The 17,446-nt window shown below is 61.9% G+C and carries 18 protein-coding genes; 8 read left to right on the top strand and 10 right to left on the bottom strand.

What is annotated here, in order from left to right:
* Positions 1–132 precede the first annotated feature (132 nt).
* Positions 133–2,346, top strand: coding sequence for a putative bifunctional diguanylate cyclase/phosphodiesterase (locus EFD56_RS13120; RefSeq protein ID WP_064828473.1), 2,214 nt, complete (start codon positions 133–135; stop codon positions 2,344–2,346).
* A gap of 43 nt (positions 2,347–2,389) precedes the next feature.
* Here the strand turns inward: EFD56_RS13120 and trhO are convergent, their stop codons facing one another.
* Genes trhO through EFD56_RS13105 form a run of 3 tightly spaced genes read right to left on the bottom strand, consistent with a single transcriptional unit; the run spans position 2,390 to position 4,750 of the window.
* On the bottom strand, positions 2,390–3,319 hold the full coding sequence (gene trhO, locus EFD56_RS13115) for an oxygen-dependent tRNA uridine(34) hydroxylase TrhO (RefSeq protein ID WP_126905516.1): 930 nt from the start codon (positions 3,317–3,319) through the stop codon (positions 2,390–2,392).
* Between the two features lie 56 nt (positions 3,320–3,375).
* Entirely contained in the window at positions 3,376–4,284 is a 909-nt protein-coding gene (locus EFD56_RS13110) for a CHAD domain-containing protein (protein WP_126905471.1), read from the bottom strand.
* Entirely contained in the window at positions 4,262–4,750 is a 489-nt protein-coding gene (locus tag EFD56_RS13105) for a CYTH domain-containing protein (RefSeq protein WP_029532240.1), read from the bottom strand. The genes EFD56_RS13110 and EFD56_RS13105 overlap by 23 nt, the downstream gene beginning before the upstream one ends.
* 155 nt (positions 4,751–4,905) lie before the next feature.
* Between EFD56_RS13105 and EFD56_RS13100 the strand changes: the two genes are divergently transcribed.
* The 4 genes from EFD56_RS13100 to EFD56_RS13085 all read left to right on the top strand — a co-directional run bounded on the left by EFD56_RS13100 (position 4,906) and on the right by EFD56_RS13085 (position 7,326).
* Positions 4,906–5,544 (top strand): 2-dehydro-3-deoxy-phosphogluconate aldolase, encoded by a 639-nt coding sequence (locus EFD56_RS13100; protein WP_004677971.1) that lies wholly within the window; start codon positions 4,906–4,908, stop codon positions 5,542–5,544.
* 96 nt (positions 5,545–5,640) lie between these two features.
* A complete protein-coding gene (locus EFD56_RS13095) occupies positions 5,641–6,360 on the top strand; it encodes a tellurite resistance TerB family protein (RefSeq protein ID WP_126905470.1) in 720 nt (239 codons plus the stop codon).
* 64 nt (positions 6,361–6,424) lie between these two features.
* Complete coding sequence (locus EFD56_RS13090; protein ID WP_004677966.1) at positions 6,425–7,120, top strand: GNAT family N-acetyltransferase; 696 nt, start codon at positions 6,425–6,427, stop codon at positions 7,118–7,120.
* Positions 7,117–7,326, top strand: coding sequence for a hypothetical protein (locus tag EFD56_RS13085; protein WP_037117411.1), 210 nt, complete (start codon positions 7,117–7,119; stop codon positions 7,324–7,326). The genes EFD56_RS13090 and EFD56_RS13085 overlap by 4 nt, the downstream gene beginning before the upstream one ends.
* Positions 7,327–7,340: 14 nt before the next feature.
* On the opposite strand, the gene EFD56_RS13080 is transcribed toward EFD56_RS13085, so the two are convergent.
* From EFD56_RS13080 to EFD56_RS13070, 3 genes are all read right to left on the bottom strand, one after another.
* Positions 7,341–8,417 carry a nickel/cobalt transporter gene (locus EFD56_RS13080; RefSeq protein WP_096477903.1) on the bottom strand — a complete coding sequence of 359 codons (1,077 nt, stop codon included), beginning with the start codon at positions 8,415–8,417 and terminating at the stop codon, positions 7,341–7,343.
* Positions 8,411–9,052, bottom strand: coding sequence for a DUF1007 family protein (locus EFD56_RS13075; RefSeq protein ID WP_126905469.1), 642 nt, complete (start codon positions 9,050–9,052; stop codon positions 8,411–8,413). Before EFD56_RS13075 ends, EFD56_RS13080 begins: the two co-directional genes overlap by 7 nt.
* A gap of 123 nt (positions 9,053–9,175) precedes the next feature.
* Positions 9,176–10,069: a LysR family transcriptional regulator gene (locus tag EFD56_RS13070; RefSeq protein WP_126905468.1), complete on the bottom strand. Its 894-nt coding sequence runs from the start codon at positions 10,067–10,069 to the stop codon at positions 9,176–9,178.
* Positions 10,070–10,597: 528 nt separating this feature from the next.
* Here EFD56_RS13070 and odc2 point away from each other — a divergent pair.
* The 3 genes from odc2 (at position 10,598) to EFD56_RS13055 (ending at position 13,825) form a co-directional block, all read left to right on the top strand.
* Entirely contained in the window at positions 10,598–11,731 is a 1,134-nt protein-coding gene (odc2, locus tag EFD56_RS13065) for an ornithine/lysine decarboxylase (RefSeq protein ID WP_012485255.1), read from the top strand.
* A gap of 94 nt (positions 11,732–11,825) precedes the next feature.
* On the top strand, positions 11,826–12,416 hold the full coding sequence (locus tag EFD56_RS13060) for a GNAT family N-acetyltransferase (RefSeq protein ID WP_097602184.1): 591 nt from the start codon (positions 11,826–11,828) through the stop codon (positions 12,414–12,416).
* A 254-nt stretch (positions 12,417–12,670) separates the two neighbouring features.
* Positions 12,671–13,825 (top strand): GGDEF domain-containing protein, encoded by a 1,155-nt coding sequence (locus EFD56_RS13055; protein ID WP_126905467.1) that lies wholly within the window; start codon positions 12,671–12,673, stop codon positions 13,823–13,825.
* On the opposite strand, the gene cysE is transcribed toward EFD56_RS13055, so the two are convergent.
* The 4 genes from cysE to EFD56_RS13035 all read right to left on the bottom strand — a co-directional run bounded on the left by cysE (position 13,826) and on the right by EFD56_RS13035 (position 17,332).
* Positions 13,826–14,644 carry a serine O-acetyltransferase gene (gene cysE, locus EFD56_RS13050; protein WP_126905515.1) on the bottom strand — a complete coding sequence of 273 codons (819 nt, stop codon included), beginning with the start codon at positions 14,642–14,644 and terminating at the stop codon, positions 13,826–13,828.
* Positions 14,645–14,752: 108 nt separating this feature from the next.
* On the bottom strand, positions 14,753–15,244 hold the full coding sequence (locus EFD56_RS13045; protein ID WP_064828466.1) for a GNAT family N-acetyltransferase: 492 nt from the start codon (positions 15,242–15,244) through the stop codon (positions 14,753–14,755).
* 16 nt (positions 15,245–15,260) lie between these two features.
* Positions 15,261–16,250, bottom strand: a complete 990-nt coding sequence (locus tag EFD56_RS13040; protein WP_126905466.1) for a WD40 repeat domain-containing protein — start codon at positions 16,248–16,250, stop codon at positions 15,261–15,263.
* Positions 16,250–17,332, bottom strand: a complete 1,083-nt coding sequence (locus EFD56_RS13035) for a CobW family GTP-binding protein (RefSeq protein ID WP_037141376.1) — start codon at positions 17,330–17,332, stop codon at positions 16,250–16,252. The genes EFD56_RS13040 and EFD56_RS13035 overlap by 1 nt, the downstream gene beginning before the upstream one ends.
* Between the last annotated feature and the right edge of the window lie 114 nt (positions 17,333–17,446).

Below are 17,446 nucleotides of genomic sequence, written 5' to 3'. Positions count from 1 at the left end.
CGCGACGCCTGCCGGCGCCGCACGGTCGGCTTGGACCGGCGGCAAAAAATAGGCCGACGAAATCTGCAACAGACGGTTGCTTAAACGTTTCTGAACCCTTGGCTGGCAAAGTCGGATGGTCAGGGAGCGATAATGCAGATACTCGGAAAATTGCAGGGCAGGGGATTGGGAGTAGGCCGTCACATCACCGTTACTGGTGTCTTGTTCTCCTTTGCAGTCATTGTCGCGGTCGCAACCATCATGGTGCTGACAGCAATCGAACGCGTCGCTGAAAATGCCAATGTCCTTGATGACGAGCGCTCGCGTGAAACGACGGTCGGCGCGCTGAAGACCTTCGAGGATCAACTCGGGGCGACGCTCGACGATTATGCCGCTTGGGACGACGCCGCCGCCAACGTTTACACACCTGACGGAATGGCGTGGACGGTCAGCAATTATGGCGAGATGTCGGTCAACAGCTCGCTTTTCGATATGGCGATCGTCATCGACGATACAAAGAATTCGATCATCGCCTATCGCGATGGCAAGCCGATGGAGGAGTCGCTCACAGATTTCTTCGCGCCTTCTCTCTGGAAGCTGCTCGACACGGTCAAAGCGGCCGGCTCGGCGGACAGGCCGCAGGCCGTCGGTTTCGTCCGCACCAAACGGGGGATTGCCGCTGCCGGCGTGGCGCTGGTACGGCAAAAATCCGGAGCGCTCGACGTGCCCGCCGGCCAACACCGCTATCTCATCTTCGCCCGCCATCTCGATGACGACCGGGTGAGCGCGCTCGGCCAGACCTATGTTATCGGCGGATTGAGGCTGGCGCCGGCAACGTTCAAAGCCGATTATCTCGTGTCCATCGTCGATCCGCTCGGGGCAACGCTCGGCAAGCTCGTCTGGACCTCGCGCTCACCGGGGGATGTGGCCTATGCCCAGGTGCGGCCGATGGTCATCGAGGCTCTCGGTCTGGTCGGCATGTTCTTCATGGTGCTGCTCGCCATCGGCTGGCTCGCTGGCCGCCGCCTGAAGGCGGAGGAAAACAGCGCCCGCGAGGAGGCGCTGCGCGACAGGCTGAGCGGGTTGTCCAATCGCGACGGCCTCGGGCTCGCTGTCGACCGCTTCGTCGCCGAAGCCCGCCAGAGCAAGCGCAACGTGCTGCTCCTCTACCTCGACCTCGACGGTTTCAAGGAAGTCAATGACAGTTATGGACACGGCACCGGCGACCAGTTGATCCGGGCGGTCGCGGCCGGGCTCAAGGTGTTGATCCCACAAGGCGCGGTGCTCGCCCGCATCGGCGGCGATGAATTTGCGATCGCCTTTCTCTCCGATGGCGAGAATGCCGCCGCGCTACAGCTTTCCGAGCAGATCCTGGATTTCCTCGTCGAACCGCTGGAGATCGGCCGCCGCGTCGTCGTCGTCGGCGCCAGCATCGGTATCGCCATGTCGCCTGCTGGCGCAATCGACCGCGAAGAACTGGTGCGGCGCTCCGATTTGGCCATGTACAAGGCGAAGGAGGCTGGCCGCGCGCGCATGACGCTTTACGATCCGTCGATGGATGCGGACCGGGAGCAGCGCAATGCGCTGGAGCTCGATCTCAGGATCGCCATCGAAAGCGGCGACCTGACGCTCGCCTATCAGCCACTGGTCGATGCAGCCACGCAGGCGCTGACCGGCGTCGAGGCGCTGGTGCGCTGGAACCGCCCGGGCCACGGCCCGGTTTCGCCCGAAGTATTCATTCCGATCGCCGAGACCAGCGGCCTGATCGAATCGCTCGGCCTGTTCGTGCTGCGCAAAGCCTGCGAGACGGCCAAACAATGGCCGGAACTCAACGTCTCGGTCAATGTCTCGCCCGGTCAGTTCCGCAATCCCGCCTTCACCGACTATGTGCGCTACGTCTTGAAGCAGACGGAGATCGAAGCCAGCCGCATCACGCTGGAGATCACCGAAGGTTACATGATCCAGAATCCGCAGCGTACCCGCCAGTCGATCGAACGGCTGAAGGGGCTGGGAGTGAAAGTGGCGCTCGACGACTTCGGTTCCGGCTTCTCCTCGATCGGATATCTCCGGCAGTTCGGCTTCGACCGCATCAAGATCGACCGCTCGCTGGTCATGGGCGTCAACGAGGACAAGCGCCAGCGCGAAATGCTGCAGGCGACGGTGGCGCTTGCCCGCTCGCTCGATATCCCGGTGACAGCCGAAGGCATCGAGACCGAGGGACAGGCGGTCGCCATGCGCCTGTTCGGCTGCGACTGCCTGCAAGGTTACTTGTTCGGAAAACCCATGGTGGCCGAGCGAATTACCGACATGCTCAACGAGCTTCGTGCTGCGGCGCCGTCGACCCGGCGCCGTCTCGGCGCGGCCTGACAGAGAAATTCGCAGACCGCAAGCCCGTCCGACAGGAACAGGCTCAACTGCCGATATGCCGCCTGCCGCGTTTTCTTGCCAGGGCGATCTGATGCTGCCGCTGACGGTAGCGAAGCCGGTCTTCTTCCGAGCGCGTGTGATAGCAGTGGCTGCAGGAAACACCTTCCTCGTAGAGCGGCGAGGTGATTTCCTCTGAAGTGATCGGGTTGCGGCAGGCGTGGCACAACCGGTGCTCACCTTCCTTCAGCCCATGCTCAACGGAGACGCGTTCATCGAACACGAAGCAGGCGCCGTCCCAGAGGCTTTCCTCCTGCGGTACGTCCTCCAGATATTTCAGAATGCCACCCTTGAGATGATAGACTTCGTCGAAGCCCTCAGCCTTCATGAAGGCCGTTGCCTTCTCGCAGCGTATGCCGCCGGTGCAGTACATGGCGATCTTCGGCTTGTTGTGCAGGCCGGTATTGCCGCGCACCCAATCCGGAAATTCGCGGAACGTCTTTGTCTTCGGGTCGAGCGCGCCGCGAAACGTGCCGATCGCCGTTTCGTAGTCGTTGCGGGTGTCGATGACGATCGTATCGGGATCGGAAATCAGCGCGTTCCAGTCCTGAGGCGCCACATAGGTGCCGACCACCTTGTTGGGGTCGATGTCTTCGACGCCCATGGTGACGATTTCCTTCTTCAGCTTCACCTTCAGACGCAGGAAAGGCATTTTCGACGCCCGGCTTTCCTTGTGCTCCAGGCCCGCAAATTCCGGCTGGGCACGCAGGAAGGCGAGCACGGCGCCTATGCCGGCATCCGGTCCCGCGATCGTGCCGTTGATGCCTTCATGCGCCAGAAGCAGCGTTCCCTTGACGCCGTTCTCTTCGCAAAGCGCCTGCAACGGCGCCTGCAAGCTCGCAAAGCGCGGCACGGAAACGAAATGGTAGAGCGCCGCTACGAGGAACGGGCCGGTGTGTGTCAGGCTGTCGGTCATGCGCGGGAAATACAGAAAATCGGCGAGCGGCGCAATTGCCTTCCCAAATGGCCTCATCAACCTGCGGCCGTCAGCCAGAGGAGTTCGATACGCTCGGCTTCCTCGTCTGGATCGTCGGCGAAGACGGCCTCGGCTGTGACGAGCGCTTGCCGTCGGTCTTCCTGCTGGCGGAAGATGATGGCGTCGAGCAGGTGGGCCAGATCATCGTTGCGGGTGAAGAGCTGGGGTTCTGCCTCGACCAGTTCAGAGAGTACGGCGAGATCGTGGATGTGGCCGAGATCCTCGACAAGCTCCTTGGCCGCATCGCGTTTGGCCTGCATCGCGCCCGGCCAGACGTCGCGCAGGAGGGAATGATAGAGCCGGTAGTCATACGTGCGCTTGCGCAGGTCGTGGAAATCGCCGGCCGATGCCTCGCCGTGGCAGGCGCCAAGGGCAGCCTTCGCCTTCCGCGCGGTACGACGCCAGCTTTTGCCCAGCATGCGGGCATTCTTGCGATGGCCGCCGGCGAAGGACACCTCATCCAGGCAACCGATCGCCTCGTTCAAAGCGTCCGAGATTTCCACCAGTCTCTGTTCCAGGCCGCTTTCGGCTTCTGCCATCCAGTCGCGGCGCCCTTCGAGGATGGCGACGATGCGGCCGAGCGCCTCGTTCTCTTCTTCCTCGCGAGCCGTTGCCTGCAGGTACTGGGCGGTGCCGACGAGCGCATTGGCGTCCCGGATCGGCGAAAGCGACCGGGCTGCGTCGCGCAGGCGTTCATTCTCACGGGCCTGGAAATCCGGCACCTCGTGGGCTACGAGCCGATAGAGCGAGCGCAGCCGCTTCAGGTTCTTGCGAAAGGAATGGATCGCCTCATGCGCGCCATCCGGTCTCTCCTCGAGAACTGTGACCGCTTCAGCCAACTGCTCCTTCGCAACGCTGTGGAATTCGCGGGTGAAATCGGCGTCAGGCCGTATGCGATAGGCCATGCCTGTGGTGCCCATATTCTGTGGCAAGGGCCTGGTTGGAATAGCGGAAATCGCCGGTTACCTCGCGGCCTAGCCAGCTGGGCAGGGCCGGGTCGTCGGTCTCCGACGTCATCTCGACCTCGGCGATGACAAGTCCGCGGTGCTCGCCGGCAAAGACGTCGACCTCCCAGATGAAGCCCTGATGCGGAACCCGGTAGCGCGTTTTCTCGATGACGACGCCGATTGCGTTCTGCAGCAGCTCTTCGGCATCGGCGATCGGAATGTCATATTCGAATTCGTCACGAGTGATGGCGCTGCGACCGATCTTGACCGTCAGCTTCGCATTCCTGCCGTCGAGGGTGCGCACCCGGACGGAACGATCGTCCATCGAGGCAATGTAACCCTGCCTGAGAACAGACTTCGTTTCGACGGCGGACCGCCATCCATCGGCGCGTACCAGGAACTTCCGCTCGATCTCTTTCGCCATAATCAGTGAACCTTTTGTGACGATCACTGCACGGTAGACCAATTTCCACGCATTTCCTACCCATCTTAACATGCGGCCTGGTTTTATCTCGACAAGGTCCGGCGGTGGCGTTATTCGGGAGACAATTTCAATCGTTTCAAGGAGGTCGTGCGACCATGGGCGAGAAAACAGAGAAACTCCTTTCCATCCTGAAACTCCAGCCCGTTGTCCCGGTCCTGATCGTCGATGATGCCAAGTCGGCGGTGCCGCTGGCCCGTGCACTCGTCGCGGGCGGCCTGAAGGCAATTGAGATCACCATGCGCACGCCGGCCGCCCTCGAGGCCGTGCGCGCCGTCGCCGCCGAGGTCGAGGGCGCCGAGGTCGGCGCCGGTACGATCCTGAATGCCGCGCACTGGGAAGCCGCCGTCGAGGCCGGTTCCAAGTTCATCGTCAGCCCGGGCACGACGCAGGAACTGCTCGATGCCGCTGCCGATTCCGACGTGCCTCTGCTTCCGGGAGCTGCCACCGCCAGCGAGGTCATGGCGTTGCGAGAGGAAGGCTACCAGGTGCTGAAATTCTTCCCTGCCGAGCAGGCCGGCGGTGCTGCCTATCTCAAGGCGCTTTCCTCACCCCTTGCCGGCACGCTGTTCTGCCCGACCGGCGGCATTTCGCTGAAAAATGCCAATGATTATCTGTCGCTGCCGAACGTCATCTGCGTCGGCGGCTCCTGGGTGGCGCCGAAGGAACTGGTCGCTGCCGGCGATTGGGCGGGGATCACCAAGCTCGCGGCAGAAGCGGCAGCGCTCAAAGCTTGAGTTTCGACGGGAGCGGGTCGAGCCCGCTCCCGTATTTGTATTTCAGCCGTCGCAAACCTATGTTCTCCTCCAGCCTCAACAGGGAGATGACGAGGAATGTTCGACGCAAAGAAGCTTCTCGACCAATTCTTGGGTTCGCAGGTGCCGGGTCTGGGCGGTTCGGTCCGCGACAGGGCAGACGAGGCCGTGCAGACGGCAAAGAACAATCCAATGAAGACCGGCGCGATCGCAGCCGTGCTTCTTGGCACCAAGACCGGTCGCAGCATCGCCGGCAATGCACTGGCGATCGGTGGTCTTGCCGCCATTGCCGGCCTCGGCTACCAGGCTTACAAGAATTATCAGGCGGGACAGGCGCCTGCGGCTCCCTCGGATGCGCCCTCGGCGAACAATCCGGTTCTCCTGCCACCGCCGGCCGAATCCGGTTTCGGGCCGGCGTCGCCGGCCGGCAGCAACGAATTCGTGCTGGTGCTGATCCGTGCGATGATCGCCGCCGCCAAAGCTGACGGCCATATTGACGATGCCGAGCGCGCCCTCATCATGGACAAGATCAAAGCCGCCGACGTCAGCGGCGAGGCTGCCGCCTTCATCGAGCGCGAACTCGCGTCGCCGACCGATATCGATGCGCTCGTCGCCGCGGCGGTGACGGAAGAACAGCGTGTCGAGCTCTATACTGCCTCGCGGCTCACCATCGATCCGAATTCGCGCGCCGAGCGTGGTTATCTCGATCTGCTCGCCGGCCGGCTCGGCCTTGCCGATCAGCTGGTCGACCATATCGAGGCGACGGTCTCGTCCGCCAAGACCACCTTGTCACAGTAACATCTCGGCCGGTTGCCTTTGTCGGGCGGCTGGCCTATCCACTCCTCAGAACACGGGAGTGAACATGCGCGATCTTGCAAATTTTAAGGGCTGCCCGGCGCCGAAGCCGGTGACGCTGAGGGGCCGCTTCGTCACCGTCGAGCCTTATCGACGCGCGGAGCATCTTGAAGCGCTGTGGGAGGGGCTTGGCGGCATGGGTATCAACCCGCTGCTGCTTTATTTCGCGCAGGACGATTTTTCCGGCATTGAGGATTTCGCCAATTGGCTGGAATCCGTCTACACCAAGTCCGGCTGGCTCACCCATATCTTCCGTGACAACGCCACCGGCAAGATTGTCGGCATGGCGAACTATATGCGGGCCGACCCGGCAAATGGTGTGGTCGAGATCGGCGGGGTGGCGCATGGCGCCGACATGAAGCGCTCACCGCTTTCCACCGAGGCGCATTACCTGATGGCCAAGCACGTCTTCGAAGATCTCGGCTACCGGCGCTACGAATGGAAATGCGACAATAACAACGAGGCGAGCAAGACGACGGCCGCCCGTTACGGCTTCAGCTTCGAAGGCGTCTTCCGCCAGCACATGATCTCCAAGCACCGCAACCGCGACACTGCCTGGTTTTCGATGATCGATGCCGAGTGGCCGCTGATCAACGATGCCTTTGAAGCCTGGCTTTCGCCGGAGAATTTCGACGCCGCCGGCAACCAGATCCGGCGCCTGCAGGATATTCGCGCCAATCTGGAAAAGGAAAGGCTAGCGTGAGCCCTGAGAGCCGCTCGCAGGCGATCGCCGCCGCCATCATTCTGATCGGCGCCGGCCTCGTCATTTATTTTCTGCCGACCATCGTCTTATGGATCGGCAATTTCTCGCCGGTGCTGGGGATCGCTGTCGGCGTCTGCCTGATCATGGCGTTTTTCGCGATCTTCTGGCTCAGGGCGCGCTACCAGCGCAGCAAAGGGAAGCATTAGACACGGAGGTCTCTCTACCCCTGCAGCGATGCCCCGAGCAGCAGGGCGCCCATCAGGATGACGAGCAGGGCGCCGAGGATTTCGATGGCGTTGCCGATCCAGATCGAGGCGGTCGAGCCGCGCCCGGAGAGGCGGACGGCAGCCCCCTTGGCGGTGACGGCGAGCGTGGCAAGGACGGAAACGGTGATTGCGGTGCCGAGCGACATGGCCGCGACCGACAGCATGCCGCCGAGATAGAGCCCGTTCAGCAGCGAGAAGGTCATGACCAGAAGCGCGCCGGAGCAGGGCCGAAGGCCGACGGCAACGATCGCCGACCAGGCCTCGCGGACGCTGAACTTGTCGCCGGCGAGCAGGGCCGGGTCCGGCACATGGGCATTGCCGCAGGTCTCGCAGACCATGCCGGGAACGAAGGTGTGGCCGGCGCCGACGGCCTGCGCCCTGCCGTTGAAGGCATAGGCCTGGCGTTCGGCGGCATTGTCCTTCCAGTCGAGCATCATGCTGACCGGACCGGCGGATGTCGCCATCAGCCGGCGACGCGGCAAATTGCCCACCATCGAGCGCAGTTTGCGAAACAGCAGCCAACCGCCGAAGAGGATAACCATGACGAAGCTTGCGATTTCCATTGCATGGGTCGCGGCTGTCAGCGTGATGCCGGTGCCGCGCAGCACCAGCCAGGCACCGCCGACCAGCCCCACGGCGACGACGCCCTGAATGAACGCCGAAATGAAGGAAATCACCACGCCGCGCTTCAGCTCGACCTCGTTGGCGATCATATAGGAGGAGATGACCGCCTTGCCGTGGCCGGGGCCGGCGGCATGGAAGACACCGTAGGCAAAGGAAAGGCCGATCAGCGACGTCAGTTGCCACGGATCCTGACGCATGCCCTTCAACGCATCGGTCAGCGCGCGGTAGAAGGCCTGCTGCTCATAATTCACATAGAGCAAAAGCGGTGCGAACGGCCCGCCGGTCGGTTGAAAGCTTGGTTCCGCCGTGCCGATGCCGAGCGGCGATTGCGCATGGGCGAGGCTTGCCGCCGTCACCAGCGCAAGGAGTGCTGCGGAAAGGACGAAGCACGGGCGTTTTGTCAGCATGTGATCTCCAGCCGGGTGGCGAAGAGTTTGGACATGTTGGTGCCGGTGGGGTCGTTGAAGAATGCGTCGGTCAGCGACTGCTTGTTTTGCGAGATTACCTCGTCGGCATCGGGCCTTACCACCTGATGTTTGCAGGCCTTGAAGCCGTCGCCGACCGTGGCGAGTTCGTTGTCTGTCGGAAAGTCGATCGACGTATAGAGCGTCGGGTCGTAGACGCCGAAAGTGAGCCTGCCTTTCAGCGGCATCTTCTCCGCCGGCTTGACTGCGAAGAACATCAGCAGCTGGCCGTTCTTGTAGTCGACATGGATGATGTCAGGCTGCTGGACGGTGATGTTCTTCCCGTTGACCGTCAGGTTCATGTAGTAGTCGTAGTCGGCAAGCGATTGCTTCACCGTTTTGCCGACCTGCGCGAGTTCGTTCGGCTCCAGCTTCAGATCGGTGTTCTTGTCGAAATCCATGACGACCGAGGAGGAGAAGACCTCGTCGAAGCGCCAGACATTACGCAGTTCCTCGATGCTGCCGTCATCGCCGGCCACGACTTCGAGCCGCGCCTCCACGAAGATATGCGGATGCGCAAAGGCGGCGGCCGGCGTCAGCGAAAGTAGCGCGGTCATCAATGGTATGGATCTGTTCATGCGTCCCGCTGCCTTATTCGCTCGAGCTGAGTTCTTGCCAGAAATTGGGACGGAATTGGGACAGGCTTGCCGGCCGAACGTGCCCGGCATCACCCGTGCTCGGGCGGGTCTTTCGATGCAGTCTCACGGATGCTTCCTGAACCAGTTGTGCAGGTAGTCGACGAAAATCCTCACCTTGGCCGGCAGGTAGCGCCGGTGCGGGTAGACGGCATAGATGCCGCGGTCGGTCGGGATGTAGTCGTTAAACAGCGTCAGCAGTTCGCCGCTCTCGATCGGTTTGCGGGCGATGAAATCGGGAATGAGGGCGATGCCGATGCCCGCGAGGGCGGCGCGCAATGTCGCATGCGGGCTGTTGACTTCTATCGGCCCGGAGACGGCGACGGCGAAGGTTGTGTTATCAGGGTTGTAGAAGCGAATGCTGCCTTGGGTGCGCGAATTGGTATCGACGATGAAGGGGACGTTGGAAATGTCGCTCGGATGCTCGAGTTCGGGATGGTGCTCGATAAAATCCGGGGTGGCGCAGAGATGGACGCGAAAATCGGAGATCTTGCGGGCGATCATGCCGGAATCTTCGAGCTTGGAAATGCGGATCGCCACGTCGAAGCCTTCTTCGATCAGGTCGACGAATCGGTCATCGGCAGCGATCTCCAGCGAAAGATCCGGGTTCTCGGCGGCAAAATCGATCAGAGACTGGCCGACGTCGGCGTCGACGAAGGTGCGGGGGACGGAGATGCGCAGCCGTCCCTTCAGCTGGGCGTTGTTTTCACGCACGAGATCGGCAAGGTTGTCGATCTCTTTCAGAATATCGGACGCGCTGCGGTAATAGGTGTGGCCGGCTTCGGTCATGGAGAACTGCCGGGTGGTGCGGTTGAGCAGCAGAGCGCCGAGCTCGTCTTCCAGTTCGCGCACATATTTGGACAGCAGCGCTTTCGAGCGGCCGGTGCGCCGTGCGGCGGCGGAAAAGCCTTCGGCCTCGACGACGTCGATGAAGGCACGTATGCGGGTCAGAGTGTCCATTGCGCTTTCCAAGCTGTTTCGAAACGTTGAACAAATTGGCCCGACCTGTTCAATTATTTTTTTGACCCCAAGATCAAAAAAACGCTTGATTGTGAAGGCGAATATTCTTATTTCCACCTCAGCCCAAAGTCGCACGTGCCCATGGGTGTCCGCCGAACCCTCGAATTGGTGAGGAAATCGGTAAGGTACCTGGAATTAACCCCTCCAGTCGCTATTCCGGCCAACCGGAAAATGCGAGGACGCCTGAAGCAACGACGGTGCGGGCCTTTTTGTTCTCTCCCTGCTTTCCATCAGCGGGGGTTACTGAAGAGGCACACCATCATTGCCGGAAGTGCGGTTGGGATTCTCCCTCCAATCCATGGCAGACAAAGCCGAACTTACACCGCGTCCGCGGCGTTGGTTCACTATCCGCGCATCGAGCGCTTGCTATGGTTCCGGGGTCTCCACCGGCTGGTTCCAATGCGAGTTCTCGTATGCCCTTTGTCCTCCGGTTCATGCCGGAGCTCTGGAATTGGAAGAGGGAACGATATGACCACCCAGCGCATCCGCGACTTTCTCGCAACCCGACGTCCCGACGGTCCCTGCCTCGTGGTTGACCTCGACGTCGTTCGCGACAATTTCCACGCCTTCCGTCATGCCATGCCGGACAGCGCCATCTACTACGCCGTCAAGGCAAACCCGGCTCCTGAAGTGCTGAAGCTGCTCGCAGGTCTCGGCTCCAATTTCGATTGCGCATCCGTTGCCGAAATCGAGATGGCGCTCGAAGCCGGTGCGACCGCTGCCCGCATCTCCTTCGGCAACACGATCAAGAAGGAACGCGACATTGCCCGCGCCCATGCGCTCGGCGTCAGCCTCTTTGCCGTCGACAGCCACGAGGAAGTCGAGAAGATCTCGCGTGCCGCTCCCGGCGCCCGCGTCTTCTGCCGCGTGCTGACCGATGGCGAAGGCGCTGAATGGCCGCTGTCGCGCAAGTTCGGCTGCGTTCCGCAGATGGCCGTCGACGTTCTCGTCTACGCCCATCAGCTCGGCCTGCAGTCCTACGGCGTCTCGTTCCATGTCGGTTCGCAGATGACCAAGGTCGATGCCTGGGATTCCGCACTCGCCGACGCCAAGCGCGTCTTCGTCTCGCTTGCCAAGCAGGGCATCCACCTGCAGATGGTCAACATGGGCGGCGGCTTCCCGACCAAGTATCTGCGCGACGTTCCGTCCGCAGAAGCTTACGGCAAGTCGATCTACCAGGCGCTGCGCACGCATTTCGGCAACCAGATCCCGCAGACGATCATCGAGCCGGGCCGCGGCATGGTCGGCAATGCCGGCGTCATCAAGGCTGAGGTCGTGCTGATTTCGAAGAAGTCGGACAATGACGACGCCCGCTGGGTCTTCCTCGACATCGGCAAGTTCGGCGGTCTCGCCGAAACGATGGACGAAGCCATCCGCTATCCGATCCGCACGGAGCATGACGGCGACGAAATGGAGCCCTGCGTCATCGCCGGCCCGACCTGCGATTCGGCCGACGTGCTCTACGAGAAGAACCTTTATCCGCTGCCGATCTCCCTTTCGATCGGTGACGAGGTTCTGATCGAAGGCACCGGCGCCTATACGACGACCTATTCGGCGGTCGCGTTCAACGGTTTCGAGCCGCTGAAGGCCTACGTCATCTAAGGTCGTTTCCGCCGGCCCCGTAACCAGCCGGGGCGGCAACTTCACAATTTTCCTTCATCGCCGCTGATAACGGTATTGGGTACGGGAGGCCAAGATGGCCGCTGTTCTTGATTCTGTCCGCGCATTCTTTGCGCCTTCCATTTTCACCATCGACGCCGAAAATCCGTCGGACGTGGTTGCCCGCGAAAACCTGCTCGACCGTGTCATGGGGCCGGACCGCCGCAAGAAGTCATCGGAGAAGATCCGCCGCAACCGTGTTCCGGCCGAGGGCCTCGCGCTCGTCGCGCGTGATCGCGATGGTCATGTCATCGGCTCTGTGCGGCTCTGGAACATCGAGGCCGGCGTCAACGATGAAGGCACGCCGATCAATGCGCTGCTGCTCGGTCCGCTCGCCGTCGATTCCCGTCACGGCGGCAAGGGCATCGGCGCGGCGCTGATGCGGGCAGCGATTCTCGAAGCGAAGAATCGCGGGCATGGTGCCGTCCTGCTCGTCGGCGATGCAGCCTATTACGAGCGTTTCGGCTTCTTTGCCGAAAAGGCTCGCCATCTCGTCATGCCGGGTCCGTTCGAACGCTCGCGCTTTCTTGCGCTGGAGCTTACGGAAGGCTGGCTTGACGGTGCGGCCGGCATGATCGTCCCCTCAGGGCGCATGCTGGCCAGCGCGCCGGTTCGCCGCGCCGCCTAAGGTCGGCGCAACCAGTCGGCTGGGGTTGAGGTCCTTCCCTCGGCCGGCAATGTCCGCGCCACTTGACCATGAAGGCAGGCGGGCCGCCGTGGTTGCGGCGCGGATTTTCTTTCAGCAAGATATTATCGGCGCCGTGCGCGCCGCCTGACAAAGGGCGCCTTGAAAAATCGGGATCGTTAAACTTTTAACGAAGCCTCCAATCAAACCGCAAAATGCTTGCTGTAGGTTCGCTGCCAGAACCTCGGGAATGCGTCATGCTGCTGGATCTCCGGACGATCTATTTCATTGTTGCCGTGAGCTGTTTCGTGCTGGGGATTCTCCAGCTTGCAGCCTATGCGACCGGCCGCTTCGACAGGTGGCCCCTCTGGTGGGGCTTGAGCAACCTCCTCATCGGCATCGGTTCCTTTCTCGTCGCGCTGCGCAATATCGTTCCCTACGCGGTGTCGATCGACGGCGGCAATGTCGTCACCATCGCCGGCTACATGCTGATGTTCTTTGCCGTGCGCGTCTTTTCCGGACGGGTTCTCGGGCAGCGCTGTTTCTGGCTGGCCGTCCTCCTCGTCAGCGTGCCTGTCATTCTGATCGTCAGCGATCCCACCACGGTCTCGGCAAGGCTCCTCTACGTTTCCGTTATTTGCTGCCTCTGCGATCTTGCCGTCGCAAAGGAGGCGTTCAGCATCGTCCGTCGCGAGAGGCTGTATTCGGCGGCCCTGCTGGTCGCTCTCTACATCTGCACAGCCGTGATCTTTGCCGCGCGCAGCATACTTGCGGCGACCGGCGAGATCGGCGGGCCGGATCCCTTCGGCGGCAGTGTGGTCCATAGCTGGATGGCGGTATCGGCGGTTGCTTTCATCATGCTTCGCAGCATGGCCATGGTGCTGATGGCAGCCGAGCGCAGCCGAAACCAGCTGACCGAGCTCGCCCATCACGATCCGTTGACAGGCGCGCTCAATCGCGGCGGCCTTGCCCAGCATCTGCCCGCTCTCGGTTCCCAGCCTGTCTCGCTGCTGATCATCGATATCGATCACTTCAAGCAGCTGAACGATAGGCATGGTCACGCGGCCGGCGACGAGATCCTGCGACTTTTCGCCAGCGTTTCGAGGAGCATCATGCGCCCGCAGGATCTGCTCGCCCGTCAAGGCGGGGATGAGTTCCTGGCCGTGCTGAAAAACCTATCACGGGAAGATGCGATGGCGATTGCCGAACGCATTCGTCTCGACTTCGCCGCTGCCGTCATGCAGCGGCCGGATCTCGCCGTCTTTCCGACGCTGAGCATCGGGGTCGCCACGCGGGTAAGCGGTGGAGATTTTGACAGCCTGATGCACAGAGCGGATGAGGCGCTCTACCGCTCGAAGCGCGAAGGCCGCAACCGCGTCGAAGCCTCCTGGGATAAGCAGCAGGCCGCGTAGCTAGATATTCTGATCCATCGTCTCGGCCGGAATTTCGTCGGCGCGGTGGATGCGCACGACGGTGGCCGGCACGCCGGCGACCGTGCAATGTTCGGGAACCGCTTTCAGCACGACGCTGCCGGCGGCGATTTTGCTGAAGGCGCCGATTTCGATATTGCCGAGGATCTTGGCGCCGGCGCCGATCATCACCCCGTGGCGGATCTTCGGGTGGCGGTCGCCGGTTTCCTTGCCGGTGCCGCCGAGCGTGACGCCCTGCAGGATCGATACCTCGTCCTCGATCACCGCCGTTTCCCCGATGACGATGCCCGATCCGTGGTCGAGCATGATGGAGGCGCCGATCCGTGCGGCCGGATGGATATCCGGGCCGAAGACCAACGAAGCAAGATTGGCGAGCCAGGTGGCGATCTCCGGCCGGCCGGCATTCCAGAGCGCGTGGGCGATGCGATGCGTCTGCAGCGCATGAAAACCCTTGAGGTTCAGGAGCGCGTGCAGGAACGTCGTGCAGGCCGGGTCGCGCTCGCGCACGGCTGCGAGATCGGCCTCGATCTTGCGCATGATGTCGTCGGTGAGCGTTGAGAGGATAAGATCGAACAGATTGCCGGTTTCCACCTGCGTCACCGAAAGCCGCGCGGCCAAAACACGGGCGAGGATCTCATTATCGCCGATGGCATCCGTTACCTCGGTGGTCAGCAGCCGCCGCAATATCGGCTCGCGCGCGGCAAGCTCCGCCGCCTCGGCGCGGATGGTGGTCCAGACGGATGCATCGCCCAAAGGCGGCGGCTGTTGCTCGGCAAAACCGAGGCCGGTCGATTTCGGCATTCGCATTTCCTCTGTCAGAACGGCGACGGCAATGCCTGCGTCAGTTTCCATGTTTCGCCCGTGCAAAGCATTTGGCAAGCCCGATATTCTCAGGCCTCGGCCGATATATTAGTCGGACGGTTTCAGGTCAGGCGCCAGCTCCGGAAGGCGGCGCCAATGATAGAGCACGTCAGGCTCCTTTTCCTCATTATCAACGCCGTCGGTTTTCTCTTCGGCGGAAAAACCATGCCGCTCATAGAAAGCGCGTGCGCCCCAATTGCGCTGAAATGTCCAGAGCCTGATCTCATCCATCTCCCCCTTGGCGCAGCCGAGGAGCAGGGAGCCGATCCCCATGCCCTGGAAACCCGGGAGAACATAAAGCTGCTCTATCCATTCGTCGCCATAGGCGATGACGCCGACGAGCTTGTTTCCTACAGCGGCGCCGAGGATCGTGCAGTTCGGCAGGAGATGCATGCGCCAATACTGCTCTTCTTCCTCAGGAGTATGTACGTCCGGCAGCCAAGGCAGGCGCTGCCACAGCGCCACGCGCCGGATCCCTGCCGCCACCTGCATGTGCTCGGCGCCGAGCGTCACGATCTCTGGTTCCAGAGCGCCATCCATCGCCGGCAACACGGCCTCAAGCCGAAATATCGATGACGCCGCAATCGCCGGCTTCGGAGGCGAAGGCGAGCAGCTTGCCGTTTGCGCTCCAGCTCATCGCCGTGATCGCGCCCTTGCCGGGGCGGCGCAGCAGCGCTTCCTTGCTGTCGGCGATGCGCACAGCCAGAATCATGCCGTCGACGAAGCCGATGGCAAGGATGTCTTCCAACGGGTGGAATTTCACCGCGGTCGCCATGATATTGGCGCGGGTGCCGAGTTCGAGCGGCGCCTTGCCCATCGGCCCGTCCTTGCCCTGGAAGGGCCAGACGATGGCTGCGGGTGCGCCTGATGAGGCGAGCCACTTCCCCTTGATCGACCAAGAAAGCGATTTAACCTTGGTGGGATAGCCGGTCATGCGCATGTGCCGGGCCTCGGCGCCGGGCTTGCTGTCGAGCTTCCAGCCGTGCAGGGCATTTTCCTGCATCGAGGTGACGAGGAAATTGCCATCCGGCGAGAAGGTGACGCCGGTATGGGCGCCCTTCCACTCGAGATCGACCGGTTTGGCGCTCGTGCCGACCCAGTGCAGCGTTACGCCGTTGTAACGGGCGGCGGCGATGCGCAGGCCCTTCGGCGCGAAGGCGATGCCTTCGACTGTGCGTTCCTCGGGAAATTCCTTGGTCGTGCCGTCGGCGAGGCGGACGAGCGAGCTCTTACCGTAGGAATAGGCGATGGCGCCCTGCGGGCCGGCCGCAACTTGGGAGATCCACTTGCGCGGCGCCGTTGCGAGTTCGCTGACGCTGCCATCGGCAGCGATGCGCAGCACCTTGCCGTCCTCACCGCCCGAGATCAGGCTTTCGCTATAAGGATCGCGGATGGCGGTGAGCATGCCCTGATGGGCTTCGCAAACCCTCTCGCCGCCGTCCAGCCGATGAAACGTGCCGTTTGCGTTTGCGAAGACGGGGATGTCACCTAAAAATTCGACGGCCAGAACGTGGCCGTCGAGATCAAGCGGTGCAACTGTCGGCATCAGGCGGCTGCCTCGCAGGCCTTGAAGGAGGCCTCCAGTTTTTCGCGGTCGAGGTCGCGGCCGATGAAGACCAGACGGCTTTCATGCTTTTCGCCGTCCTTCCAGGGCCGCTGATGATCACCCTCGATGATCATGTGCACACCCTGGACGACATAACGCTCGGGATCGTCTTTGAAGGCGATGATGCCTTTGAGGCGCAGGATGTTCGGCCCCTGCATCTGGGTGACTTTTTGGATCCAGGGGAAGAAGCGCTCGGCATTCATCTCGCCGCCGCGCAACGACACCGACTGCACCGTCACATCGTGGATCGCCGACATGGCGCCGTGATGATGGTGGCCGTGGTCATGATCGTGATGGTGGTCGTGATCATGGTCGTGGTGATGATCGCAATCCGGGCCGCAAACATGATCGTCATGGCCGTGTTCGAGGAAATGCGGATCGTTTTCGAGCGCGCGCTCCAGGTTGAAGGCGCCCTGGTCGAGCACGCGGGCGAGGTCGACGCCGGAGCGGCTGGTCTTGTAGACGCGGGCGGCCGGGTTGATGGCGCGGACAATGTCTTCGATCACATCAAGTTCTTCCGCGGTTACCAGATCGCTCTTGTTGATGACGATGACGTCGGCGAAGGCGATCTGATCTTCGGCCTCACGGCTGTCCTTCAGGCGCAGCGGCAAGTGCTTGGCGTCGACGAGAGCGATGACGGCGTCGAGCTCGGTCTTGGCGCGCACGTCGTCATCCATGAAGAAGGTCTGGGCGACCGGCACCGGATCGGCAAGGCCGGTCGTTTCGACGATGATGCCGTCGAAGCGGCCGGGCCGGCGCATCAGGCCTTCTACGACGCGGATCAGGTCGCCGCGCACCGTGCAACAGACGCAACCATTGTTCATCTCATAGATTTCTTCATCCGACTCGACGATCAGGTCGTTGTCGATGCCGATTTCGCCGAACTCATTGACGATGACCGCATATTTCTTGCCGTGGTTTTCAGACAGGATGCGGTTGAGCAAGGTCGTCTTGCCGGCGCCGAGATAACCGGTGAGCACGGTGACGGGAATGGGCTTCTGGGTGGAGATCGCGTCGGTCATGAGAACCTCTAGGATTAGGCGTGCGGCCGAACGGCTGGGATCGGCCGCTTGAGCGGTTGGTCTCATATAATGGCATGGGCACGGCAGTTCAAAGGATTTTATAATGTTATAAGA

It is taken from the genome of Rhizobium phaseoli (genome assembly GCF_003985125.1).
GTDB classification, from domain to species: domain Bacteria; phylum Pseudomonadota; class Alphaproteobacteria; order Rhizobiales; family Rhizobiaceae; genus Rhizobium; species Rhizobium phaseoli.
Note: the sequence above shows the minus strand (reverse complement) of the source record. Positions and strands in the feature narration are given on the sequence as shown.

Coding starts and splice junctions, on each gene's coding strand:
- EFD56_RS13110 (WP_126905471.1), bottom strand. CDS start 4,284: ATGGCCTATCGCATACGGCCTGACGCCGATTTCACCCGCGAATTCCAC.
- EFD56_RS13045 (WP_064828466.1), bottom strand. CDS start 15,244: ATGGATGGCGCTCTGGAACCAGAGATCGTGACGCTCGGCGCCGAGCAC.
- EFD56_RS13105 (WP_029532240.1), bottom strand. CDS start 4,750: ATGGCGAAAGAGATCGAGCGGAAGTTCCTGGTACGCGCCGATGGATGG.
- odc2 (WP_012485255.1), top strand. CDS start 10,598: ATGACCACCCAGCGCATCCGCGACTTTCTCGCAACCCGACGTCCCGAC.
- EFD56_RS13090 (WP_004677966.1), top strand. CDS start 6,425: ATGCGCGATCTTGCAAATTTTAAGGGCTGCCCGGCGCCGAAGCCGGTG.
- EFD56_RS13055 (WP_126905467.1), top strand. CDS start 12,671: ATGCTGCTGGATCTCCGGACGATCTATTTCATTGTTGCCGTGAGCTGT.
- EFD56_RS13095 (WP_126905470.1), top strand. CDS start 5,641: ATGTTCGACGCAAAGAAGCTTCTCGACCAATTCTTGGGTTCGCAGGTG.
- EFD56_RS13075 (WP_126905469.1), bottom strand. CDS start 9,052: ATGAACAGATCCATACCATTGATGACCGCGCTACTTTCGCTGACGCCG.
- EFD56_RS13120 (WP_064828473.1), top strand. CDS start 133: ATGCAGATACTCGGAAAATTGCAGGGCAGGGGATTGGGAGTAGGCCGT.
- EFD56_RS13060 (WP_097602184.1), top strand. CDS start 11,826: ATGGCCGCTGTTCTTGATTCTGTCCGCGCATTCTTTGCGCCTTCCATT.
- EFD56_RS13040 (WP_126905466.1), bottom strand. CDS start 16,250: ATGCCGACAGTTGCACCGCTTGATCTCGACGGCCACGTTCTGGCCGTC.
- EFD56_RS13070 (WP_126905468.1), bottom strand. CDS start 10,069: ATGGACACTCTGACCCGCATACGTGCCTTCATCGACGTCGTCGAGGCC.
- EFD56_RS13100 (WP_004677971.1), top strand. CDS start 4,906: ATGGGCGAGAAAACAGAGAAACTCCTTTCCATCCTGAAACTCCAGCCC.
- EFD56_RS13080 (WP_096477903.1), bottom strand. CDS start 8,417: ATGCTGACAAAACGCCCGTGCTTCGTCCTTTCCGCAGCACTCCTTGCG.
- cysE (WP_126905515.1), bottom strand. CDS start 14,644: ATGCCGAAATCGACCGGCCTCGGTTTTGCCGAGCAACAGCCGCCGCCT.
- trhO (WP_126905516.1), bottom strand. CDS start 3,319: ATGACCGACAGCCTGACACACACCGGCCCGTTCCTCGTAGCGGCGCTC.
- EFD56_RS13035 (WP_037141376.1), bottom strand. CDS start 17,332: ATGACCGACGCGATCTCCACCCAGAAGCCCATTCCCGTCACCGTGCTC.